Annotated in this window: 20 protein-coding genes; 15 read left to right on the top strand and 5 right to left on the bottom strand. The window is 36.2% G+C overall.

The features are described 5' to 3' along the window. Positions 1-112: 112 nt before the first annotated feature. Positions 113-382: a YfhJ family protein gene (locus MKX83_RS07835; protein WP_095370007.1), complete on the top strand. Its 270-nt coding sequence runs from the start codon at positions 113-115 to the stop codon at positions 380-382. Between the two features lie 77 nt (positions 383-459). Here MKX83_RS07835 and MKX83_RS07840 read toward each other — a convergent pair whose 3' ends face one another. After that, positions 460-1,440 (bottom strand): metal-dependent hydrolase, encoded by a 981-nt coding sequence (locus MKX83_RS07840; protein ID WP_095370006.1) that lies wholly within the window; start codon positions 1,438-1,440, stop codon positions 460-462. Between the two features lie 86 nt (positions 1,441-1,526). On the opposite strand from MKX83_RS07840, the gene mutY reads away from it, so the two are divergent. The 11 genes from mutY to nikC all read left to right on the top strand — a co-directional run bounded on the left by mutY (position 1,527) and on the right by nikC (position 12,804). Continuing rightward, positions 1,527-2,633 (top strand): A/G-specific adenine glycosylase, encoded by a 1,107-nt coding sequence (gene mutY, locus MKX83_RS07845; RefSeq protein WP_328198533.1) that lies wholly within the window; start codon positions 1,527-1,529, stop codon positions 2,631-2,633. A gap of 75 nt (positions 2,634-2,708) precedes the next feature. Beyond that, complete coding sequence (gene fabL / locus MKX83_RS07850) at positions 2,709-3,461, top strand: enoyl-[acyl-carrier-protein] reductase FabL (protein WP_341054934.1); 753 nt, start codon at positions 2,709-2,711, stop codon at positions 3,459-3,461. An 85-nt stretch (positions 3,462-3,546) separates the two neighbouring features. After that, positions 3,547-3,702, top strand: coding sequence for a gamma-type small acid-soluble spore protein (locus MKX83_RS07855; protein ID WP_224935696.1), 156 nt, complete (start codon positions 3,547-3,549; stop codon positions 3,700-3,702). Between the two features lie 164 nt (positions 3,703-3,866). Then, positions 3,867-4,133 (top strand): YgaB family protein, encoded by a 267-nt coding sequence (locus MKX83_RS07860; RefSeq protein WP_095370003.1) that lies wholly within the window; start codon positions 3,867-3,869, stop codon positions 4,131-4,133. A gap of 261 nt (positions 4,134-4,394) precedes the next feature. Beyond that, complete coding sequence (gene ntdP, locus MKX83_RS07865) at positions 4,395-4,925, top strand: nucleoside tri-diphosphate phosphatase (RefSeq protein WP_095370002.1); 531 nt, start codon at positions 4,395-4,397, stop codon at positions 4,923-4,925. 171 nt (positions 4,926-5,096) lie between these two features. Further along, entirely contained in the window at positions 5,097-6,845 is a 1,749-nt protein-coding gene (locus tag MKX83_RS07870; RefSeq protein WP_341054936.1) for an ABC transporter ATP-binding protein, read from the top strand. A gap of 373 nt (positions 6,846-7,218) precedes the next feature. Then, positions 7,219-8,211, top strand: a complete 993-nt coding sequence (locus MKX83_RS07875) for an ABC transporter ATP-binding protein (protein ID WP_095370000.1) — start codon at positions 7,219-7,221, stop codon at positions 8,209-8,211. Next, positions 8,208-9,191: an ABC transporter ATP-binding protein gene (locus tag MKX83_RS07880; protein ID WP_095369999.1), complete on the top strand. Its 984-nt coding sequence runs from the start codon at positions 8,208-8,210 to the stop codon at positions 9,189-9,191. Before MKX83_RS07875 ends, MKX83_RS07880 begins: the two co-directional genes overlap by 4 nt. 17 nt (positions 9,192-9,208) lie before the next feature. After that, a complete protein-coding gene (locus MKX83_RS07885; protein ID WP_095369998.1) occupies positions 9,209-10,807 on the top strand; it encodes an ABC transporter substrate-binding protein in 1,599 nt (532 codons plus the stop codon). Positions 10,808-10,886: 79 nt separating this feature from the next. Then, a complete protein-coding gene (locus MKX83_RS07890) occupies positions 10,887-11,891 on the top strand; it encodes an ABC transporter permease (RefSeq protein WP_095369997.1) in 1,005 nt (334 codons plus the stop codon). A 19-nt stretch (positions 11,892-11,910) separates the two neighbouring features. Next, positions 11,911-12,804: a nickel transporter permease gene (nikC, locus tag MKX83_RS07895; RefSeq protein WP_233435343.1), complete on the top strand. Its 894-nt coding sequence runs from the start codon at positions 11,911-11,913 to the stop codon at positions 12,802-12,804. A 57-nt stretch (positions 12,805-12,861) separates the two neighbouring features. Here the strand turns inward: nikC and MKX83_RS07900 are convergent, their stop codons facing one another. The 3 genes from MKX83_RS07900 to MKX83_RS07910 form a co-directional block, all read right to left on the bottom strand. Further along, positions 12,862-13,947 (bottom strand): FUSC family protein, encoded by a 1,086-nt coding sequence (locus MKX83_RS07900; protein WP_307317977.1) that lies wholly within the window; start codon positions 13,945-13,947, stop codon positions 12,862-12,864. Between the two features lie 505 nt (positions 13,948-14,452). Continuing rightward, positions 14,453-18,922: a glutamate synthase-related protein gene (locus MKX83_RS07905; protein ID WP_341054938.1), complete on the bottom strand. Its 4,470-nt coding sequence runs from the start codon at positions 18,920-18,922 to the stop codon at positions 14,453-14,455. A gap of 351 nt (positions 18,923-19,273) precedes the next feature. Next, entirely contained in the window at positions 19,274-20,569 is a 1,296-nt protein-coding gene (locus tag MKX83_RS07910; protein ID WP_341050371.1) for a glutamate-1-semialdehyde 2,1-aminomutase, read from the bottom strand. 169 nt (positions 20,570-20,738) lie between these two features. On the opposite strand from MKX83_RS07910, the gene MKX83_RS07915 reads away from it, so the two are divergent. From MKX83_RS07915 to perR, 3 genes are all read left to right on the top strand, one after another. Then, positions 20,739-21,155 (top strand): ion channel, encoded by a 417-nt coding sequence (locus MKX83_RS07915; protein WP_341054940.1) that lies wholly within the window; start codon positions 20,739-20,741, stop codon positions 21,153-21,155. Between the two features lie 76 nt (positions 21,156-21,231). Continuing rightward, the gene (gene bcp / locus MKX83_RS07920; RefSeq protein ID WP_095369992.1) at positions 21,232-21,702 is read left to right on the top strand and encodes a thioredoxin-dependent thiol peroxidase; all 471 of its coding nucleotides are present in this window, start codon (positions 21,232-21,234) and stop codon (positions 21,700-21,702) included. A 368-nt stretch (positions 21,703-22,070) separates the two neighbouring features. After that, positions 22,071-22,511 (top strand): peroxide-responsive transcriptional repressor PerR, encoded by a 441-nt coding sequence (perR, locus tag MKX83_RS07925; RefSeq protein WP_180317040.1) that lies wholly within the window; start codon positions 22,071-22,073, stop codon positions 22,509-22,511. Positions 22,512-22,638: 127 nt separating this feature from the next. Here perR and MKX83_RS07930 read toward each other — a convergent pair whose 3' ends face one another. Then, a complete protein-coding gene (locus tag MKX83_RS07930) occupies positions 22,639-23,001 on the bottom strand; it encodes a YgzB family protein (RefSeq protein ID WP_095369990.1) in 363 nt (120 codons plus the stop codon). Positions 23,002-23,007 lie beyond the last annotated feature (6 nt).

A 23,007-nucleotide genomic window follows, 5' to 3' on the forward strand; every position in this document is an offset into this window, starting at 1 on the left:
CTCATTTCTAAAAATATTTGCGAAGCGTCATTTATTCAACTTCGCCTATTCATTAGTATAAGCAAATACGTATTTCACACACGGAAAAAATAATTTGGAAGTAGGGTAAAAGATGAATGAATTTCAAAATAAACTTCTTAATCGTTTATTGGAAATAAATGATCAATTGTCTGTTCACATTGCCAGAACATGGATTGAATTGCTTTGGGAGGATTTTGAAGCGACCTATGCGAAGGCAGGAAAAAAATATCAGGGTGAAGAGATGACTGCTAAAGTAGTCAGCCAATGGATTGAAAATCATGGGGCTAAATTACATGAGTTTATCGCAAAAAATCCAAAATATAAGCATTTACTTGAGGAAGATAAAAATAAAATGAATTAAGCCATAAAAGAGAGCTCCCCCGTTCGTTAATAGGAGCTAATGGGGGAGCTTATTTGTTGTGTTTGCACATTTACTGTTTAATTTGTAATAATATCTAATTTCTTCTTCAATTTCTCCTCACTAAATATCCAGCCCGTATATGAGTTGATGATCGTTAAATCCTTGTCTAAATGGGCAACAGCAACAAATGGATAATATTCATTGCTACGATATCTTAAATCGATAAATCTAATTTCTACAATGTTTTCGATTGTCTCAATTTCCCATCTATATACTGGAGAAAAGGAAAGAAAGGCAGAGATATTCTTATCTTTCGTTGCTGCGTTAAAAATCGGTGTTTTTGGTATAGGTACACGCTTAAACTGATCAACAATACGAACTTGACCTCTAAGGGCGCGTCCAACAAAAAAGCTATCTTTATTTTTTATAGCAATTCTCCATTGGTTGTATTTCATAGTTGGTGATATAATGATTTCTGTTGCGTCAGGGATGAGCTTTTGAACTTTCGCTTCAACGGATTTCTTTGCAAAATAACGTAAAATATAATAAATAAATAAAATACAATAAATAACTAGGAATGTATATCCTGGGTCCATTCCGAATATCCACAGAAACAAGCCAAAGACGTGCATGGCAAAAATAAACGGATCAAATGTATTGATCATACCTAATGCTACCCATCTCGATGAAAATGGCCTTAAAGCTTGTGTGCCATAAGCATTAAAAATATCGACAAATACATGTAAAAATACAGCTATAAAGGTCCATAACCAAAGGTGAAAAAGATTTGTTTCGGGAAAAAATAAATAAATAACACCTGTTATTAGTAATGGCCATAGTATCACCGCTGGAATGCTATGAGTAACACCCCGATGATTTCTTATATATGAAGCATTATTTTTTAATTTTAATATGGTATCGATATCTGGTATTTGTGATCCAATTATTGTACCGACCATTACACTTGCTGCTGTTATTGAACTATTGGCAACAACGGGGTCAAGTGTTGCAAGTCCTCCGAGCGCCAGTCCCATGACTACGTGAGTTCCGGTATCCAAAAGAGGAATTCCTCCTTTTTGTTTTTAATATTTTATTTAGTATATTCCCTAATTAACATAGTTTCAAATCATGGAGGTTAAAAAAAATGAACAATTCTCAACTAAAAGATAATCCTATAGATATTTATGCATTTCAACAGGATTTATTATCTTGGTTTGAAAAAGAGCAGAGAGACCTACCATGGAGAAAGGATAAAGATCCATATAAAGTATGGGTGTCTGAAATCATGCTCCAACAAACAAGAGTCGACACCGTTATCCCGTACTTTTTACGTTTTATGGAGGCGTTTCCTACAGTGAAAGATCTTGCAGAAGCGGAAGAAGAAAAGGTGCTGAAACTTTGGGAAGGTCTTGGTTATTATTCTAGGGCAAGAAATTTACAATCTGCAGTCAGAGAAGTACAGGAACAGTATGACGGAGTAGTACCTAACAATATTAAGGATATTTCTGCATTAAAAGGTGTTGGCCCTTACACTGCTGGTGCGATATTAAGTATTGCCTATGGCGAGCCAGAACCTGCAGTTGATGGCAACGTGATGCGTGTTCTTTCACGTATTCTCATGATCGAGGATGATATCGCTAAAGCTTCAGCGAGAAAAATATTTGAAGCAGCGGTAAGAGAGTTAATTTCTCATGACAACCCATCGTATTTTAATCAAGCTTTAATGGAGTTAGGTGCGCTTATATGTACGCCAACTTCCCCATCTTGCTTATTATGCCCAGTGAGGGATCATTGTCATGCTTTTTATGAAGGTAAGCAAGCGGAATTACCTGTAAAAACTAAAAAGGTGAAAAATAAGCATGTTCAGATTGCTTCCGCCATTCTCTCTAATAGTAAGGGGCAGTTATTAATCCGCAAAAGGCCAAATAAAGGATTATTAGCTAATTTATGGGAGTTTCCTAATGAAGAAATTCATCTTCAAATCGATTCAGATAAACAGCAACTCCAAAATCAATTATCTAAGTCATACGATACGCATTTGAAAATTAATCAGCGTATTGGTCAAATCGATCATGTGTTCACGCATCTTACATGGCATATCAATTTGTATGAAGGGGAAATTCATTCAGTAACCGAAACAGAAAATGTAAAGTTAGTATCCTTAGAAGACATAAAAAAATATCCATTTCCCGTCTCCCATCAAAAAATGTTCAAGCAGTACATGCAGTATAAGGGGATAATGGATGAATGAGATTGTCAATCATAACACAACAAGATAAAATGGGTACGATGGAAGAATTGAACATTGAAAGGAGCAAGTTTTTAGATGAATGAAGGAAAAGTTGCACTAATTACAGGAAGTAGCAGAGGCATTGGCAGAGCTACTGCATTGAGACTTGCACATGAGGGTTATGATATTGTTTTAAACTATGCTCGTAGTCGTTCACAAGCGGAAGAAGTCGCTCGGGAGATCGAATCATTAGGAAGAAAAGTATTAACAATTAAAGCAAATGTCGGCGATAATGAAAAAATAAAATCAATGTTTGCGCAAATAGATGAAACGTTTGGCCGTTTAGATGTTTTCATTAGTAATGCTGCATCAGGCGTACAAAGACCTATCATGGAACTAGAGGAAACTCATTGGAATTGGACAATGAATATTAATAGTAAAGCGTTGTTATTTTGTGCGAAAGAAGCAGCTAAGTTAATGGAGAAAAATGGCGGTGGAAAGATTGTCAGCATTAGCTCACTAGGTTCTATTCGCTACTTGGAAAATTATACTGTAGTCGGTGTTTCTAAAGCTGCTGTTGAGGCTTTAACAAGATATTTAGCTGTTGAATTAGCACCGAAAAATATATGTGTAAATGCCGTATCAGGTGGAGCAGTGGATACAGAGGCATTAAAACATTTTCCGAATAGAGAAGAGTTATTAGCTGAAGCAAGTGAAAAAACGCCAGCAGGTAGAATGGTCTCTATTGATGATATGGTCAACTCGGTCATGTTTTTAGTATCTGATGATGCTAGCATGATTCGTGGACAAACGATAATAGTGGATGGTGGCATCTCATTATTGGTTTGATGTAATATTCGGAATATAATTACTTCGAAAAAAATGGATAATTCCTCTCGCTCTGGTTAAATTAATGAGCGTGGAGGTGATTAGGATGGCTAAAAAGCAAAATCAACAACAACAAAACCAACAACAATATAATCAAGAATTTGCGAGTGAAACAAACGCTCAAGAAGTAAGACAACAAAATCAACAAGCTGAAGCTAATAAGCAAAAAGCGAAAAACCAAAACAACCAAAATCAACAATAGTTCTTCATTAAAAGGCGCTCCTTTTTTTCAAAAGGGGTGCTTTTTTATATTTAGTCTTCTTTTATTTCGACAAAAGTTCTATCTCATCAACAATAATCTGCAAAGGAATCGATACAAAAAAGATAGAATAGTTTAGAAAAGACTTTAAAGGCTGGTGTATTTTTATGAAAGAATTTCAAGCATTGGTTGAAGAACAAATGAAAACAATGGATCATTTACTTTATTTGCAAAGTGAAGTGGAGAGATGTCATGAACTTCAAAATGAACTTTCTCGTTTACGCTCTAGAACAGCTGTAAGCGATATTCACAGTGAGATCCAAAAAATGAATGATGAATTAGATGAAATAGTGGCTGTATTCGAACAGCAAACGAATGAAGTTGTGAAATTGTTTCGCAAACAAAATATGAAAAATGCAAAGATTATCGTTTAGTAAACATATGTTAAAGGCAAGAATGATACAATAGGATGAGCATTACATACCCAATTACTGCTGAATCTACCGACAATTAAGCTGTCTTTGTTTTAAAATTCATTTTTTAACGTTATAATAAATAGAAAATAGGATCTGCACTTTGTTACCTTTAATCATCAATCAACTTATCGGAAGCATTATAGAAGGTAATAAGTTTGAGAGGATGTCCTTTTTAATAAAAGGTTCCAAAGCTTCCAGAAAGGAAAGTAGGGGAAAAGAATGGCGGTACCCATAGAAGGTGAACCGGTACAAATTCATAGTTATAAACATAATGGGCACATCCATCGCGTCTGGGAAGAGTCAACAATCCTTAAAGGTACGCAAAACTTAATTATTGGAGCAAACGATCGTACAATGGTTACTGAATCAGATGGTCGAACTTGGATTACGAGAGAACCGGCAATCTGTTATTTTCACTCACAATATTGGTTTAATATTATCGGAATGCTGAGAGAAGATGGCGTGTACTATTATTGTAATTTAAGCTCTCCTTTTATTTACGATGGAGAGGCGGTTAAGTATATTGATTACGATTTAGATATTAAAGTTTTTCCGGATATGACGTTTAATTTATTGGATGAAGATGAATATGAGCGTCATCGGCAAGAAATGCGTTACCCCACACCGATTGATAAAATCTTGTGGGCAAATGTGGACAAGTTGATATTCTTAATCAGACAACGAAAAGGTCCTTTTGCACCGGATTTTGTGGATGGTTGGTATGAAAGATACTTAACTTACCGAAGATAAAATGTTTTATTTACGCCTGTTGATATGAGAAACAACAGGTTTTTATTTGGCATGAAAAATAAATGGTATTATCTTTACATAATGAATATCTAGAAGGCTTGAAGAAGAAATGAATCATGACAATCTGGATAGATTAAAAGATAAATGAACAAAAAGGGTGACAGGCTAAAATTGAACATAATTAAAAGATATATGCATTTTGTTAAGCCGTATCGCCTACAGATTTTCTTAACAATACTAATTGGTATTGTGAAATTTGCAATACCATTGTTAATCCCGCTGTTAATTAAATATGTAATCGATGATATAGTCGGAAATGATGCGCTTACACAACCTGAAAAAATGACACAACTTTTAACGATCATGGGTATGATGTTGATTATTTTTATAATTGTAAGGCCACCAGTAGAATATTATCGACAATATTTCGCACAATGGGTAGCGAGCAAGATTTTATTTGATATTAGAGATAAACTTTTTACTCATATTCAGAAATTAAGCTTTAAATTTTATGCGAATAATCGATCAGGTGAAGTGATATCTAGAATCATAAATGATGTAGAGCAAACAAAGAATTTTGTTGTTACAGGACTGATGAATTTATGGCTGGATATGGCCACCATTATTATAGCTGTTGCAATTATGTTTACGATGGATGTTAAATTGACGATTGTATCGCTTATTTTAATGCCGTTTTATGCATTAAGTGTAAAGTATTTCTTTGGAAATTTACGAAGGTTAACAAGAGATCGATCACAAGCTTTAGCTGAGGTTCAAGGTTATTTACACGAAAGAGTTCAAGGAATGGCCGTTATTAAAAGTTTTGCCACAGAAGATTATGAACAAAGAAATTTCACGAAGCATAACAGTAACTTTTTATCAAAGGCTATTGATCATACAAAGTGGAATGCGAAAGCATTTGCAGTCGTGAATACAATTACTGATATTGCTCCACTCCTAGTAATTGCCTTTGCTGGATATCAAGTAATACAAGGACAAATCACTTTAGGTGTTATGATGGCATTTGTAGCTTATATTGACCGTTTATATAATCCACTTAGAAGGCTAGTCAATTCATCGACAACATTGACACAAGCTATCGCTTCAATGGACCGTGTGTTTGAATTAGTTGATGAAAAATATGATATTGATGATAAAGAAAATGCTATCCCTTGTAGAAATGTAGCTGGCCATATTGAGTTCAAAGATGTTCATTTTAAATATAATAATGAAGATGGTGCTGTTCTTCGTGATATTAATTTAGATGTGAAACAAGGGGAAACCATTGCACTTGTTGGAATGAGTGGTGGAGGAAAATCTTCACTAGTTAGTTTAATTCCCCGCTTTTATGATGTTTCAGGTGGGCGAATATTACTTGATGGTGAAGATATTCGTTCTTTCCAAGTAAGAAGTTTACGAGATCATATTGGTATGGTACTACAAGATAATATTTTGTTTAGTGAATCAGTAAAAGCAAATATATTACTCGGAAAGCCTGATGCTAGTGATGAAGAGGTCATTAGAGCAGCTAAGGCAGCTAATGCACATGGATTTATAATGGATTTGCCTGAAGGGTATGACACGAAAGTGGGAGAACGAGGAGTAAAGCTTTCCGGTGGGCAAAAACAACGAATTGCTATTGCACGTATTTTCTTGAAAAACCCTCCAATTCTTATATTAGATGAGGCGACCTCAGCATTAGACTTAGAAAGCGAACATCTTATTCAAGAGGCATTAAATGATTTGGCAACGGATCGAACGACGTTTATCGTCGCTCATAGATTATCTACAATCACACATGCCGATCGCATTGTTGTTGTTGAATATGGTGAAATTGTGGAGACGGGCTCACATGAGGAATTAATGGAGAGACAGGGTCATTATTATAAGCTTTTCCAAGTACAACAACTCGAATCGTAATTAGATGGTAACGCTATCGAAATCACATTCATGTAAAATTCTTTTTAGAATTTAGACATGTATGTGATTTTTTAGTTTCTGTTGGCTTGAGTTAGTATCTGAAAACAGGTAGTTCCTAAGATACACTCGAATGTAAATGCAGATAAGGCTTGTGACTCCCGACTCTATAAAATATATAAATTGCTATTTTATTATATTAATAATTGGAAAATTCGGAATTATATTATAAAAAAATAACAAACTAGCGTAATTTTAAAGAATTATAATTATATTTAAATATTTCTGAAAAAACAATAGACTTATTCTTACATATTTTATAAAATATTAAAAAACGGAGGGAGAATGTAGAAGAAACTGATAAAGGGGTGACATAGTGACGCAATCTCCAGTATTAGAGGTAAGAAATCTAGAAACTTCGTTTGTAACTAAAGACGGAGAAGTAACCGCCGTCGATCAGGTAAGTTTTACTATTCATAAAGGAGAGGTAATAGGGATTGTTGGTGAATCAGGTTGTGGTAAAAGCGTAACATCATTGTCTATTATGAAGCTTGTGCCGCAACCACCTGGGAAAATAGTTGGCGGGGAAATACTACTTAACGGTGAGAATATAGTAGGGGCTAATGAAAAGAGAATGAGAGAAATTCGTGGTAATGAAATTGCTATGATCTTTCAAGAGCCAATGACTAGCCTCAATCCGCTTTTTAAAATAGGGGAACAAATGACAGAAGGCATCAAAATACATATGAAAAAGACAAAAAAAGAAGCAAATGAAATCGCACTTAAAATGCTAAAGCTAGTAGGCTTACCAAGGGCAGAGGCGATAATGAAAGAGTATCCGCATCAGTTGTCTGGTGGAATGAGACAGCGGGTAATGATAGCCATGGCACTGTCCTGTAATCCCGAAGTACTAATAGCTGATGAACCAACAACTGCTTTGGATGTAACCATTCAATCGCAAATTCTTGGTCTGATGAAAGAGCTAAATAAAACTTTGCAAACTTCTATTATGATGATTACACATGACCTTGGAGTAGTGGCGCAAATGTGTGAGCGTGTCATTGTAATGTACGCAGGACAAGTGGTAGAAGAAGCAAAGGTAGGAGATTTATTTAAAAACCCAAAGCATCCTTATACACAGGGGTTATTAAAGTCGGTTCCAGATATTAGGGGAGAGCATTCCAGATTATATTCTATTCCAGGCAATGTACCGAAACCAGGCTCAATTACAAAAGGTTGCCGTTTTGCTGAAAGATGTGAATTTGCTCATGAACGCTGCGTAATGGAAGACCCTGTATTGTTTATGGAAGATGGTGAAGAGCATACGGTAAGATGCTTTCTACATGAGAAGAGGAGGGAAGTCTCATGAGTAAAGCAATATTAGAAGTAGAAAATCTAAAAAAATATTTTCCGATTACTGCTGGCGTTTTTAATCGCAAAGTTGCGGATGTAAAAGCAGTAGATGATATTAGTTTTTTTGTTAATGAAGGAGAAACATTAGGAATCGTTGGTGAATCGGGTTGTGGGAAGTCAACAACTGGACGGATGTTGATGAGATTAATTGAGCCAACCGAAGGGAAAATTTCATTTAACGGTAAAGAAATTACGAAATTATCAGATTATGAGATGAGAAAATTGAGAAAAGACATGCAAATGGTCTTTCAAGATCCATTTGCTTCACTCAATCCACGTCACTCAGTCGAACAAATATTAGAAGAACCTTTAATTGTTCATGGGATTGGAGATAAAGCTACACGGAAGAAGCAGGTAAGAGAGATGCTTGAAGTTGTTGGATTAAGTGGTTACCATGCTAAACGCTATCCCCATCAATTTAGTGGGGGGCAAAGACAACGGATTGGAATTGCGCGCGCATTAATGACCAGACCCAAATTAATTATTGCTGATGAACCTGTGTCTGCTCTAGATGTATCCATACAGGCACAAGTATTGAATTTATTAGAAGATTTACAAAAAGAATTCGGTCTGACCTATATATTTATCGCCCATGACCTAGGGGTGATCAAACATATTAGCGACCGTGTAGGAGTTATGTATTTAGGAAGAATGGTTGAGTTAACAACCGCTAAACAATTGTATGATAAGCCACTTCATCCATATACAGAAGCACTTCTAAGTTCCGTTCCGATCCCTGATCCAGAAATAGCTGTTACTCAGGGAGTGCTATCTGGAGATATCCCTAACCCTGCTGATCCACCAAACGGTTGTGCTTTCCATACGAGATGTTCAAAATGTATGGAGATTTGTAAGCAAGAACGACCACTTTTGCAGGAAATAGAAGATGGACATATGGTGGCTTGCCATTTATATGAGAAAGAGATTGCAAATTAGAAGGGAGAGAATGAAGAATGAAGAAAAAGAAAAGTTTTTGGCTACTTATTGTATTAATGGTTAGTACGCTTATTTTTGCTGGATGTAATAGTTCTACTTCAGGTGATAATGGAGATGAAGGCGGAGAAGCAGATGAAGGGAGCACTGGAGGAACACTTGTTTTTGGTCGAGGAGGAGATTCAACTTCTCTTGACCCAGCAATTACAACTGAAGGTGAAGCTTTTAAAGTAACGAAAAATATTTTTGAAACGCTTGTTGAATTTGGTGAGCAAGATACGGAGCTTCATCCTGGTCTAGCAACAGATTGGGAAACAAGTGAAGATGGGTTGACTCAGACACTTAAACTACGTGAAGGAGTTAAGTTCCATGATGGAACAGATTTTAATGCGGAAGCTGTCGTATTCAACTTCGAACGTTGGATGGCAGGGAATAAAGAACAATTCTATTATTACAATTCTCAATTTGGAGATAAGGTTGATAGTGTAACAGCAGTTGATGATTATACGGTTGAAGTCAAGTTAAATACAGCAATTGCACCGTTCTATAAAAACTTAGCGATGTCACCATTTGGTATCGCCAGTCCAACAGCCATTGAAGAGCATGGTGATAAATTCCTTGAAAACCCAGTTGGAACGGGTCCATTTAAATTTCAAGAATGGAAAAGAAATGACAGAATCACAATCGTAAAAAATGAAGAGTATTGGGATGAAGGTTTACCAAAATTAGACTCAGTCATTTTCAGATCTATTCCTGAGAACTCTGCAAGACTAAATGCTTTAGCTTCAGGAGAAGTTGATTTAATTGATGGTGTGAATTTCAGCGACGTCCAACAAATTGAAGATAATCCAGACCTACAAACATTTGAGAGACCGACAATGAATGTTGCTTATGTTGGATTAACGAATACGAGAGGTCCTTTACAGGAAAAGTTAGTCCGTCAAGCACTTAACCATGCGGTGAATAAAGAAGAAATCATCGATGCATTCTATGCTGGCGCAGCGGACCCAGCTGTAAATCCAATGCCACCGGTAATCTCTGGTTATAATGATGAAATTGAAGACTATCCATACGATCCAGAAAAAGCAAAAGAATTACTTAAGGAAGCTGGATATGAAGACGGATTTGAGATGGAATTATGGGCAATGCCAGTTCCAAGACCATATATGCCGGACGGCCAAAAAATAGCTGAAGCCCTACAAGCTGATTTTGCTGAAATTGGCGTTAAAGCTAAGATTGTTTCATATGAATGGGGAACATATTTAGAAAAAGCTAATAATGGAGAAGCTGATTCATTCTTACTTGGATGGACAGGTGATAATGGTGATGCAGATAACTTCTTGTATGTATTATTAGATGAAGATGCCATCGGTTCAAATAACTACACTTACTACAAAAACAGTGAAGTACATGATTTATTATTAGAAGCGCAAGCAACTACTGATCAAGCGAAAAGAGATGAGTTATACAAACAAGCACAAGTAATTATAAAAGAAGATGCACCATGGATTCCGCTTGTACATTCACGTCCTATTTTAGCTGGGAAATCTAATATTAAGAATTTCCTACCACATCCGACAGGGTCTGATTTGCTTTCACATGTGGAGGTCAGTCAATAAATCAATAGAGATAGAAAAAGGGAGTGGCACACTCCCTTTTCTATTCATCTGATAATAATGTAGTAATAGAGGTGAGAAGATGTTTACTTACACAGTTAGGCGGTTAATTGCATTAATACCCGTTCTATTAGGTTTATCACTGATTGTTTTTCTAATGATTCGTGCAATTCCCGGTGATCCAGCTCAAATCATATTAGGGCAATTAGCTACGGAAGAGGCGATAGAGGCCTTAACGCAACAGCTCGGGTTAGATCAACCGTGGTATATTCAGTACTTTACATATTTGGGAGATTTATTGACTGGTGATTTGGGAGAATCAATCAAAACCAATACAGCGATAAATCAGGAAATTTGGCCATACTTAGCAGCAACTTTAGAGTTATCCTTTTGCGCAATGTTAATTGCCATTTTTATAGGGGTTAATGCTGGTATCATAAGTGCATGGTTTCAGCATTCTTGGTTTGATTACATAGCGATGATTTTAGCACTGATCGGTGTTTCTATACCTATTTTTTGGTTAGGTTTGATGGAACAATGGTTCTTCTCTATTCAGCTTGATTGGTTACCGACATCTGGAAGGGAAGAGGTAAGGAACCCTGTTACATCTATAACAAATATATATTTAATAGATACATTGATTCAAGGTAGGTTTGATCAATTTGTTGATGTGTTACGTCATTTAATATTGCCAGCGTTTGCTTTAGCTACAATTCCAATGGCCATCATTGCTAGAATAACGAGATCTTCAATGTTAGAGGTAATGAAATCTGACTATATTAGAACAGCAAGAGCTAAAGGAATAAGAATGTTTTGGGTTGTGTACAAGCATTCATTAAAAAACGCAGTGATTCCTGTTCTTACTGTGATAGGTTTGCAAACAGGATTATTGTTAGGTGGTGCGATTCTTACCGAAACGATATTTAGTTGGCCGGGTATGGGCAGATATATTTACGATGCGATTAGTGCGAGAGATTATCCTGTCATTCAATCTGGAATATTAGTGATTGCATTTATATTTGTCATGATTAATTTATTCATAGACTTATTGTACGCTGCAATCGATCCGCGAATTAATTATCGTTAAGGGAGGAATAGACGTGGAAGTGTCAGTAAATAATAAACCACCTATTCAGCCAAAAAATAATGAAGATAAAGTACAATCGCCTTGGGTGGAGGCGTTACAAAGCTTCATGAAAAACAAAATTGCCTTAGTCGGTACAGGGATTGTTGTATTTTTTATACTGTTAGCGATTTTTGCACCATTCATTGCGCCACAGGGCATTAATGAGCAGAATATGGCAAATAGGCTTCAAGCCCCATCAGCGGAACATTGGTTTGGAACTGATGATTTTGGGAGAGATATTTTTTCGCGAGTGATTTTTGGGGCGAGAATATCGTTATGGGTTGGTTTCTTAGCGGTAATGGGTTCGGCTGTTGTGGGTTCTTTATTAGGGATTATTGCGGGGTATTACGGGAGATGGATCGATACGATTATCTCTAGGATTTTTGATATAATGCTTGCTTTCCCAAGTATTCTTTTGGCAATTGCTATTGTGGCCGTCTTAGGACCATCACTGCAGAATGCATTAATTGCGATAGCTGTTATTAATATTCCTAATTTTGGGAGGTTAATTCGTTCAAAAGTTTTAAGTGTTAAACAAGAGGAGTATATTGTAGCCGCGAAGGCAGTTGGGATGAAAAATAATCGAATTCTATTTAGGCATGTACTTCCCAATAGTATGGCACCTATTATCGTTCAAGGAACTCTGGCAATTGGTACGGCTATTATTGAAGCAGCAGCTCTAGGGTTCTTAGGTTTAGGAGCAGAGGCACCGAATCCGGAATGGGGTAAAATGCTTTCAGATGCAAGAGTGTTACTTATCCAAGCACCGTGGACAATGATATTCCCTGGCATAGCCATTATGTTAACAGTTCTCGGCTTTAACTTAATGGGGGATGGATTAAGAGATGCCTTAGATCCGAGGATGAAGAATTAGAAAAATTTAGAGGAAAAGAGGCTATCGGAGATTTTATATCCGGTAGCCTCTTATTGATTATTGTTCGTCAACGGCTTCATCTAATGTTAAAGAAGAGTCTTCTTTATGGAACTTTTGAAAGCTACTAATAAGGCAATTCAATCGTTCCACTTGTTCATTATAATCCATCATTGCAGATACAATATGCATAGTATGAGCTAATTCTACCTGCCCATCATCTGAAATGAGATGTTGTTGTTCTAAAAAGAGCGTGAAAAGTTCCTTTCTGCTTAAAGTAATATCGCCTTCTTCAAAAACGACTTCCGGTCGAACTTTCCCAATAAATTTTAATACCGCATGTTCATGATAATGAGTAATAATATCCAATTGTTGCTGGATAAGGTGTTGAAAATCTTCCGGCATTTCTGCTAAATCATTCTCAAAGCGATGCATCTTTGTTAAAGTATCTAGAGCTTTTTTATTCGCGGCATTCATTTGCCGGTAAATGACTAATTTTCTCGGTTTGGAATGGTTCTTCTTTTTAAAGTAATTACGTTCTTCTTTATATAAAGAAAAAAGCGTATCAATCTTTGTTAATCCTTCTTGCATGGTCCGTATATCATTCTTTAATAAATGATGTTCAGAGGCATGCCTTATATTTAAGCGAATCCACTTTGTAATTTCTTCGGTTAGATTAGAAATCTTTACATATAACTTCTTCTCATATTTCGGTGGAATAAACACCAGATTAACAATAAATGCAGAAAATATCCCGAGGATAACTGTCGAGAACCTAAGAATGGCAAACTCAGTAAAGGTATCTCCTGGTGTGACCATAATCGCTACCATTGTAACGAGTGATAAACCAATAGTGTTATCAAGTTTTAATTTTAAATTAATCGTAATAACCACTATTGCTGCTAAACCGATAATGAGAATTTCATGACCAAATAATAGTACAAATAATACCGCGATTACTGCTCCGATTATATTTCCTTGAATTTGTTCAAGTACAGATAAATAAGAACGATAAATCGTTGGTTGCAGTGCAAAAATAGCTGCAATCCCTGCAAAAACAGGAGATGGGAGTTGAAAAAGTTCTGCTAAAAATAAAGATAGTATGATTGCGATCCCCGTTTTCAGAATGCGGGCGCCAAGCTTCATATTTAAATAATCCTTTCTGCTCAATCATTAGTATGGCTGTCATGATAAACACCCACTCTTACTTTATACGTTTTTTTTCTTTATTAAACAATTATGTACTATACATGGATATTAGTATAAGTTCAATAGACAAATATGAAAAGTCGTTAAAATTAATAAAAAATTAAAGTTGATTAATTCTAAATGAAAAAATAGAAATACATCAAAAGGCAAGCAAGAGGGAGAAATTTGTTTGGACTAGCAGAGAATCGCATCAAAATCCAGCAAGAGAGAATAATTAGCTAGAAATGAGGCGAAATATCAATTAACTTCAGATTGGCATTTAAAGACAAACGGATAACCGATAATGTTGAAGCCCGAATCTGTTTCCGCACTCCCAGTGAAATGAGTCACATAAATTCATAAAGAAACACGAGAAATTCATCATTAGAATTCCTCGTGTCTCAAGTTTAGCAGAAAAACAAAATCAAATTAGTATTTCTTAGCAAAAGAAATGTATGTTATATCACTCAGTTGAAACAGAAGGATCGGCTTGTTCTTTAACTGGAACAACTTGCAAAAAGTGACTACTTAAATCTGATAAAAGAGCTTTTAAACCAATTGCTTCTTCTTCTTGGTTTTGATCCATCAATAGATTGATATATTTTTCTAATAGTTCTTTTACATCATCTAGTCCATTTTGGTCAAGCTCGGTTACGTTTACTTTTGCACCTTTAGCTATTCTTCTTTCAATTGCCGCTTTTGTTAATCCCATTTCAGGTTGATGTCTTAAGTAGACGACGCCACCTGTCATCCCTGCACAAATCCATGGGCCCGGATCACCTAATACAAGGCCGCGACCGTTTGTCATATATTCAAACGCAAATCCCTTAATATTCGCATTTGTACCGATTTTCCCAAATTCCTTCTCTGGAATTGCACTTGTTAGTTGTCCACCGATAATCATATCAGCTCCAGATAGACGAATACCAGCTCTTGCATCAGCGTTTCCTTGGGCAACGAGAAGTCCCACTTGTGCACCATAGCCAAAACCTTTTCCAACAGATCCATTATAATACTGTCCATTCTTACCTTTCGATTTAAAAATTAAGATTTGACCACCGAAGGAAGTTTTACCAATACCATCTTGTGCACCGCCTGCTACTTCGATGTTTATGCCGAAACTGTTATAGGCTCCTAATCCGTTACCAGGGATAGACCCATCATTATATTTGAGGTCAACTGGAGGAAGGGTTTTATATGATCCATCTAAGCGTCCTCTTACACGGTGACAAGATACACGACTACCAAGCACCCTTTGCTCTGAAGTAACATTAGAGAAGGTACGCGATTGGTGTAATTCTTCTACACTCTTGTCTAGATATTCAGCACCAACAGCTACTTGTAATTGTGCCTCACTCACTTCTTTAGGTTGTTCATTATTTGTGAGCTGTGAAATCTCTAATGTACGAAGTAAGTAGTCTAAATTCAATTGTTCTTTTCCTTTTATTTGTTCAAGTAAATCTGTACGTCCAATGGCATCTTGTAAATTGCGAATACCGATGCTACCCGCAAGTGCTTGCAGTTCTTTACCGAAAGCAGAAAATAAGTTAACTAAACCTTGGACAGCAGATTCAAATTGACGAGGAACGAATCTTCTTAACCCATGTTCTTTTGCTTGTGCCTCTGAATCAATTTGCGTAGCAATTCCAACATGACAAGTATCTAGATGACACCCACGGCAAGTTGTACAACCAATGGCTAACATTGATAAAGTACCAAACCCGACTCTATTTGCACCAAGTAACATCACTTTTAAAACATCACTAACACTTTTTAAGCCGCCGTCTGCCCATAGCTCAACATAATCTCTTAATCCAGCTTCTAGTAAGGCGTTGTGTGCCGCTTTAACACCAATTTCAACTGGTAATCCAACATGTTGAAGCGCGTGGATTCTAGCTGCACCTGTACCGCCATCAAACCCACTTAAAGTGATAATATCCGCACCAGCTTTAGCGATCCCTACAGCAATTGTTCCAATATTAGGCACAACAGGAACTTTAACTGACACTTTCGCCTTATCGTTCGCTGTTTTTAATTCATGAATCATTTGTGCTAAATCTTCAATAGAATAAATATCATGATTATTTGAAGGTGAAATTAAATCAGATCCAATTGTTGCATTTCTAGCTTCAGCTATTTTAGCTGTTACTTTAGAGCCTGGTAGATGTCCACCTTCACCTGGTTTTGCTCCTTGGCCGATTTTAATCTCAAGGAGGTTAGAAGAGTTAAGAAGCTCAGCGTTTACTCCAAATCGTCCTGAGGCAACTTGCTGACCTCTTGTACGAGGGTATTTCCCGAGCATATCTTTTATTTCTCCGCCTTCGCCATTTAAACTAATCATATTTAGTCTTTCTGCACCTTCTGCATAGGCTCTAAAAGCAATTTCATTTTGAGAACCAAATGACATAGAAGAAATAACGAATGGTAAGTTATGATCTCCAACAGAAATATTAACATCCTCTGGTGAAATTTTGGTTTCTGATTGTTTAAAATCAGTTAGGTGACGGATGGTTGTTGGGTTCTGAGCTTCTTGTTCGCTTATCTTTTCACGGTAAGCATCATATTCACCTGTGGATGCAACTTCACCAATTGCTTTCCAAATTCTCGGGAATAGATGGAAGGTTTTCCCGATTCTGTTTTTCTCGTTAATAAAGTCTTCGGCTCTTAATAAAGCATCTTCTTTCATGTGACCAATATTGTATTTAAGCTCACCTGAACCAAAGAAATTGATGATATTTAAATATTCAGCGATTTCTTCGTTTAAGCCAATAGTTGAGAATAAGCGACCATATCCTCTTAGTTCATGAATACCGATTGTAGAGATTACCTTTTCCAACCCTTTTGTTAAAGCTGAATATAAGTTAACAAGAGGAGTTATTTCTTCGTTAGCAACAGTTACAAACATATAATATGGGCTAATTAAATCTGCACCTAAACCGTAAGCTGTAATAATATCATGTAATGACCTGATAGAAGCGGAACGTAAAAGTAAAGAACAGTCTCTTCTTATTGTTTCTTTTACTAATGCTTGATCAATGGCAGATACGACTAAGTGTGGATCCATCCAGTAGGAATCTTCTTGATGAGCACTAGCATCATTCAAGACAATAAGTGTTTTACCAGCTTTAACTGATTCAATCGCTTCTTTTGATAAGCGTGAAATTGCCTCTTTAATCGTTTCATCTTTTGAAAAAGTGATAGAAAGATAGGCAATTTTCTTTTGTGCTTGATAATATTCAGTTACTTGATCATAGCTAGGCTGATTGATTTCCTTAACACACTCGTATCCTAATTTTCCTTCTATTAATAATGGTGTTTGTAATTCAAGTACATCTATTGATTCTTCATTATTAAAGAGCGACGGTCTTTTACCGATAATTGTTCTAGTAGAGAAATGTTCTGTTTCTCTATCTCTATCGATGGCAGGGTTCGTAACAACTGCGACACTTTCTTTAATAAAATCAGCGATATTTGTTCTCTCACCATTTAAAGCAGCTAATGGAGCATCATGGCCAAGTGAACGGATAGGTTCCGCGCCTTTTTCTGCCATTTGTTCTACTAAGTTCACATGGTCTCTTTCCCAACCAAACGCTTTATATTGACCATTATGAATTTTTGTAGGGAAAGCCATTGTAGTTACTTTATTCAAAACTGGCGCACTTAAACGATCTTTATAATCTTTAACATTTACACGAGAAGAGAAGCGATTAAATGTTTCTTCCTGATAGTTTTCATGTTCATATTTTTCTAGTTTATTACCGTTCCATTTGAAGCCAACTTTTTCACCAGGAGATAAGGGCTTTGGTTCATTTACATATTCACTCGATGAAATAATCCCTGGTTCAGATGAGAATAAATAAGAACTTTCAGTCTCTAACATCCAAAGGGGTCTTAATCCAAGGGAGTCTACACTATATACTGCTTCGTCTCCGAATCTTGAGATAATTCCAGCAGGCCCTTGAGCGAAATGTCCCCATGCTTCCCTTATATAAGTATATAAATCTTGCAAATGCGGAGGGTATGACTTGATTTCGTTAATGATTGGAGGGAAGAGTACGTCCATCGCTTCAAATAATGAATAGCCATCTCTACAAATGAGTGTTTCAATGGTTCTGCTTAAATCTTGGGAATCACTACCTCCTCTAACGAGTGGTACATTAATCATTCTAGCTTCGTCGCGTAATTTTGCAATCGTATTAATTTCACCATTATGCCCTAAGACGGCAAATGGTTGCACACGAAAAAAGCTTGAGAGTGTATTAGTCGAATAACGATTATGGCCAAGAGTCATAGTCGAAGCTACCAATGGGTTTGCTAGGTCATGGTAGTATTTAGGTAAAATATCGCCAGCTCCCATTACTTTATATACAGCATGAAACTGACTAAGGGATGCTACGTGAATAAATTCATTTTTTTCTGCTTCTACAATAACTTCTAATATCGCTTGATTCAGATCTGTTTCATTTTTATCAACCATACATGCAATTTGCCAAAAAACAGGGTTCTCTTGAATCGCTATTGGGCCAAGTGCAGAAGAATCTGTCACTTCATCTGATTCGAAAATTAAAGAAAACCCTTTATCATCAAGAAGTTGGCGTACTTCTGTTTTGAAGGTTTCACTTTGTTCATTACGAGTGAAAAAGAGATGACCGACGACAAAATTGGGTGTGTCAACAACTGTTGAATCGATTTGAGCATTTTTAAGTTTTTCTTTCCAGAGTGTACGGGGGATATCGATATGAATCCCGACGCCATCTCCTTCTCCATTAATAAATCCTGCACGGTGGTTCATTGTTACTAATGCATCTATACAACTGAAAATATTTTCACGTGTTGGAATTTTTTCTTTTTCTAATGAAGAAACAATCCCACATGCATCGTGTTCTTGATTATTAAAATTTTTGAATTGGGAAGGGGTCCATTGTTGAGTCATAGTATTCGGCTTTTTGAGGCAATGCCTTAAGCCGTTCACCTCCTAGTTTAGTAATGTTTTTGAGGTTGCTAGATTGTTAAGATTTCTAGCGAAGTTAATTGAAATGTTATTTAACTGGGTAACGCATTAAAGTGTTTCGGTAACGAAGGAATTATACAGAATATTTTCATTATCATATCACATGAATTTTCAGAAATCAATTATTTATACATTTTTATGGATATGGAAAAGGTTGAGAATGTATAAAAATGTATAGCGGAATCTATATTTGTAAACGTTTTCATAGTATGTATCAAGAGAAAAAGAGAGCTAGTTGGCTCTCTTTTTGTGTATAAAAAATGAATATTTTATTTATTGGTTGGCTAATTCTTCGAAAGTATCATGGACTGCTTGAATGGTAGCGTCAATATCTTCTTCTGTATGAGCAATTGTAAGAAACCATGCTTCATATTTGGAAGGTGCTAGGTTGATGCCTCTATTTAACATAAGCTTGAAGAACTTAGCAAACATCTCACCGTCCGTATTTTCTGCTTGTTCATAGTTGATTACTTTTTCATCAGTAAAATAAACAGTTAATGCCCCTTTTAATCGATTAATTGATATGGAAATATTGAACTGCTTGGCCGCATTCATGATGCCATCTTCAAGCTTTTCACCTAATCTATCTAAGTATTCATATACCCCAGGTTGTTTTAATACTTCTAAGCAAGCAATTCCAGCTAAGATTGATGCAGGGTTTCCTGCCATTGTTCCTGCTTGATAGGCGGGACCTAGTGGAGCAACACTCTCCATAATCTCTTTTTTTCCACCGTAGGCACCAATGGGTAAGCCGCCGCCAATGATTTTTCCTAATGCTGTGAGGTCTGGTTGCACACCTAATAAATCCTGTGCACCTCCATAGTGAAAACGGAAAGCGGTAATAACTTCATCATATATAACGAGTGAACCATGTGCATGACTTATCTCATTTACCTCTTCCAAGAACCCTGGTAAGGGCTCGACAATACCGAAGTTCCCTACAATCGGTTCTACTAAAACTCCTGCAATCTCATGTCCCCATTTATCCATAGCTTGTTTAAATGAATCAATGTCATTAAAAGGAACGGTGATTACTTCTTTTGCAATCGATTGAGGTACCCCGGCAGAATCAGGTGTACCAAGGGTTGACGGACCAGAACCAGCTGCAACTAGTACTAGATCTGAATGTCCGTGATAACAGCCGGCAAATTTAATTATTTTATCTTTTCCTGTATACGCTCTTGCAACCCTTATGGTTGTCATCACAGCTTCCGTACCGGAATTCACAAATCTTACTTTTTCTAAATTAGGCATCGCCTCTTTTAGCAATTTAGCGAAGTCTACTTCATACGGAGTAGGTGTGCCAAATAGTACTCCTCTTTCGGCAGCTTCTTTAATGGCTTTCGTTATATGAGGGTGAGCATGTCCTGTAATAATGGGTCCATAGGCTGCTAAATAATCAATATATTGATTCCCATCTACATCAAAGAAGTAAGCACCTTGGCCTCTCTCCATTGCAACAGGTGATCCTCCACCAACCGCTTTATAAGAACGAGAAGGGCTGTTTACGCCCCCGACAATGTGTTCAACAGCTTCTTTATGTAGTCGTTCGGAATTGATAAAATGCATCAATATTCCTCCTTAAGTAATATAATCTCCCTTTATATTTTAACATGTAAGCTATCGATATGTTAAAAGCAAAATATTTTCATATCTATAGTCAGTAAGACAACTTGTCATACTCTCAAAAGGTTGAACGTATAATGGTAATACCGTCACGAGAGAGGTGAGGTTAGTCTTGCTATTTTTTTTCGTTATTTTTACTGTTACATTATGTATTTTTATGAGTATGCAAAGCCTCTTAACCCCTAAAAGAACGAAGGGAAGATGGGTGTCATTAGATAACTTTTTTTATTTAATTTGTCTATATGCTACGATTTTAATTGCTTTTGGGTTAATATATATTATTCTCGATTTAAATGGGCATGTTGTGCTAATAGATGAAACAAGCTATGGAGGTATTAATTTCTTAGATCGTCTTGCATCAGGTTTTTATTTTAGTGCTGTTACTCTTTTTTCATTGGGTTATGGAGATGTTATCCCTGTGGGTTTAGGCCGTATGGTTGCGATGGTTGAAGCGTTGATAGGTTATGTCATTCCAACAGCATTTGTCGCAAGAGTTGTTTTTAATATTGATAATAAGAATAATCAATGAGAAGAAGGGTGTTTACTTGTATTTCACTCTTGTTTTTTATAGTCTAAGAAAAACGTGGTTAAGGAGTGAACGATTTATGAGTATAGAACTTGGAGAAAAAGCACCCGCATTTACATTAGAAGCAAGTAATGGAGAAGTTGTTAATCTAGAAGATTTTCGCGGGAGAAATGTCGTATTATATTTTTATCCAAAGGATATGACACCTGGTTGTACGACTGAGGCATGTGATTTCCGCGATAAGCATAATGACTTTTCTGATGTGAATACGGTCATTATTGGTGTCAGTCCTGACCCAATTAAACGTCATGAGAAATTTATTGAGAAACATGGGTTACCATTTCTTTTGCTTGCAGATGAAAATCATGAAGTTGCAGAAAGCTACGGAGTTTGGAAGTTGAAAAAGAATTTTGGTAAAGAATATATGGGGATTGAACGCTCTACATTTGTGATTGACGAGGAAGGCAGACTAATAAAAGAGTGGCGAAAAGTGAAAGTAAAAGGACATGTAGAGGATGCATTGCATTTCTTACAGGATAGAAAAGGTTAGGCTTTTAAATAACATGATAATAACTTGCCCATTTTAAAAAATTTAAGGCTTTTGTCCACGCAAGTAAAGCTAGTTTGAATATGATTAAACTAGGGCATACCTCCTCAAATATATTTTCCGGACTTTTAAAATGAGTCCGGAATTTTTTATGATGACAGGTTAGATCTGTTGATTTGTGGGATGAGAAATACAAAGGTATTAACAAAGTTAAGTTTATTAAAGATGGAATATTAGATGAGTTTAGTCTATATGATAAAATAAGAAAAACATACTTCTTGAAACGCGGTTATTGACAACTTTCAATAATTATTAGTAAACTATTTATAAAGATTATAATTTAAGAATGAATAGAAGAGAGGTGCATGACGGTGGCGCAAACACATCTTAAAGAAGCATTGGATACGTTAAAAGATACAGGGGTTCGCATTACTCCACAGCGTCATGCGATACTTGAATATTTAATAAACTCAATGACGCACCCAACAGCTGATGACATATACAAAGCATTAGAGGGAACGTTCCCAAATATGAGTGTGGCTACAGTTTACAATAATTTAAGAGTATTTCGTGAGGTTGGGTTAGTAAAAGAACTAACCTATGGAGATTCATCCAGCAGATTTGATTTTGTAACAACACAACATTATCACGTCATTTGTGAAGGTTGTGGTAAAATTGTTGATTTTCATTATCCTGGTTTGGATGAAGTTGAACAATTAGCAGCACATGTGACTGGCTTTAAAGTAAGTCACCATAGAATGGAAGTTTATGGGGAATGTCCAGAGTGTTCAAAGAAAAAAGAAATGCATTAAAAAATGTCTAAAGCTGTCAGCGTACTGCTGCCAGCTTTTTCTCTGTATTTTTTTGTTTAGTTTTCTATACAAATGAGTAAACATATTGTTTGTTTTAAGATTTACATCCTTTTTGGCGTGTGAAAATCTACTGTTTTAATGAAGTATCTTTTCGATTATATTTTTCGTCAAAATCTTTTCCTTCTAGTGAGCGATCGAGCGTTAGTGGTTCACGACAATGCATGCACATATCAACCCGTCCTAATATTTTGGTTGGCTTGTTACAATTTGGGCAAACAACTTGTATTGCTTTAGTTGAAAGGATGCCAATCCACAAGTAAATAACCGTACTAGCAATAATGAATAATACACCAAGCAGCATACATAAAGACATAATTAATGGTGAAGTTCTGAAAAAGATACCTATGTACATGACAATAAATCCAACAAATATTAAGCTTAAAGCGAAGGTTCTTATTTTATTTATTTTACTCGAATATTTTTTTGCCATTTTGTT

Origin of the sequence: Cytobacillus sp. FSL M8-0252, from assembly GCF_038007345.1 — a bacterium.
GTDB lineage: Bacteria > Bacillota > Bacilli > Bacillales > Cytobacillaceae > Cytobacillus > Cytobacillus kochii.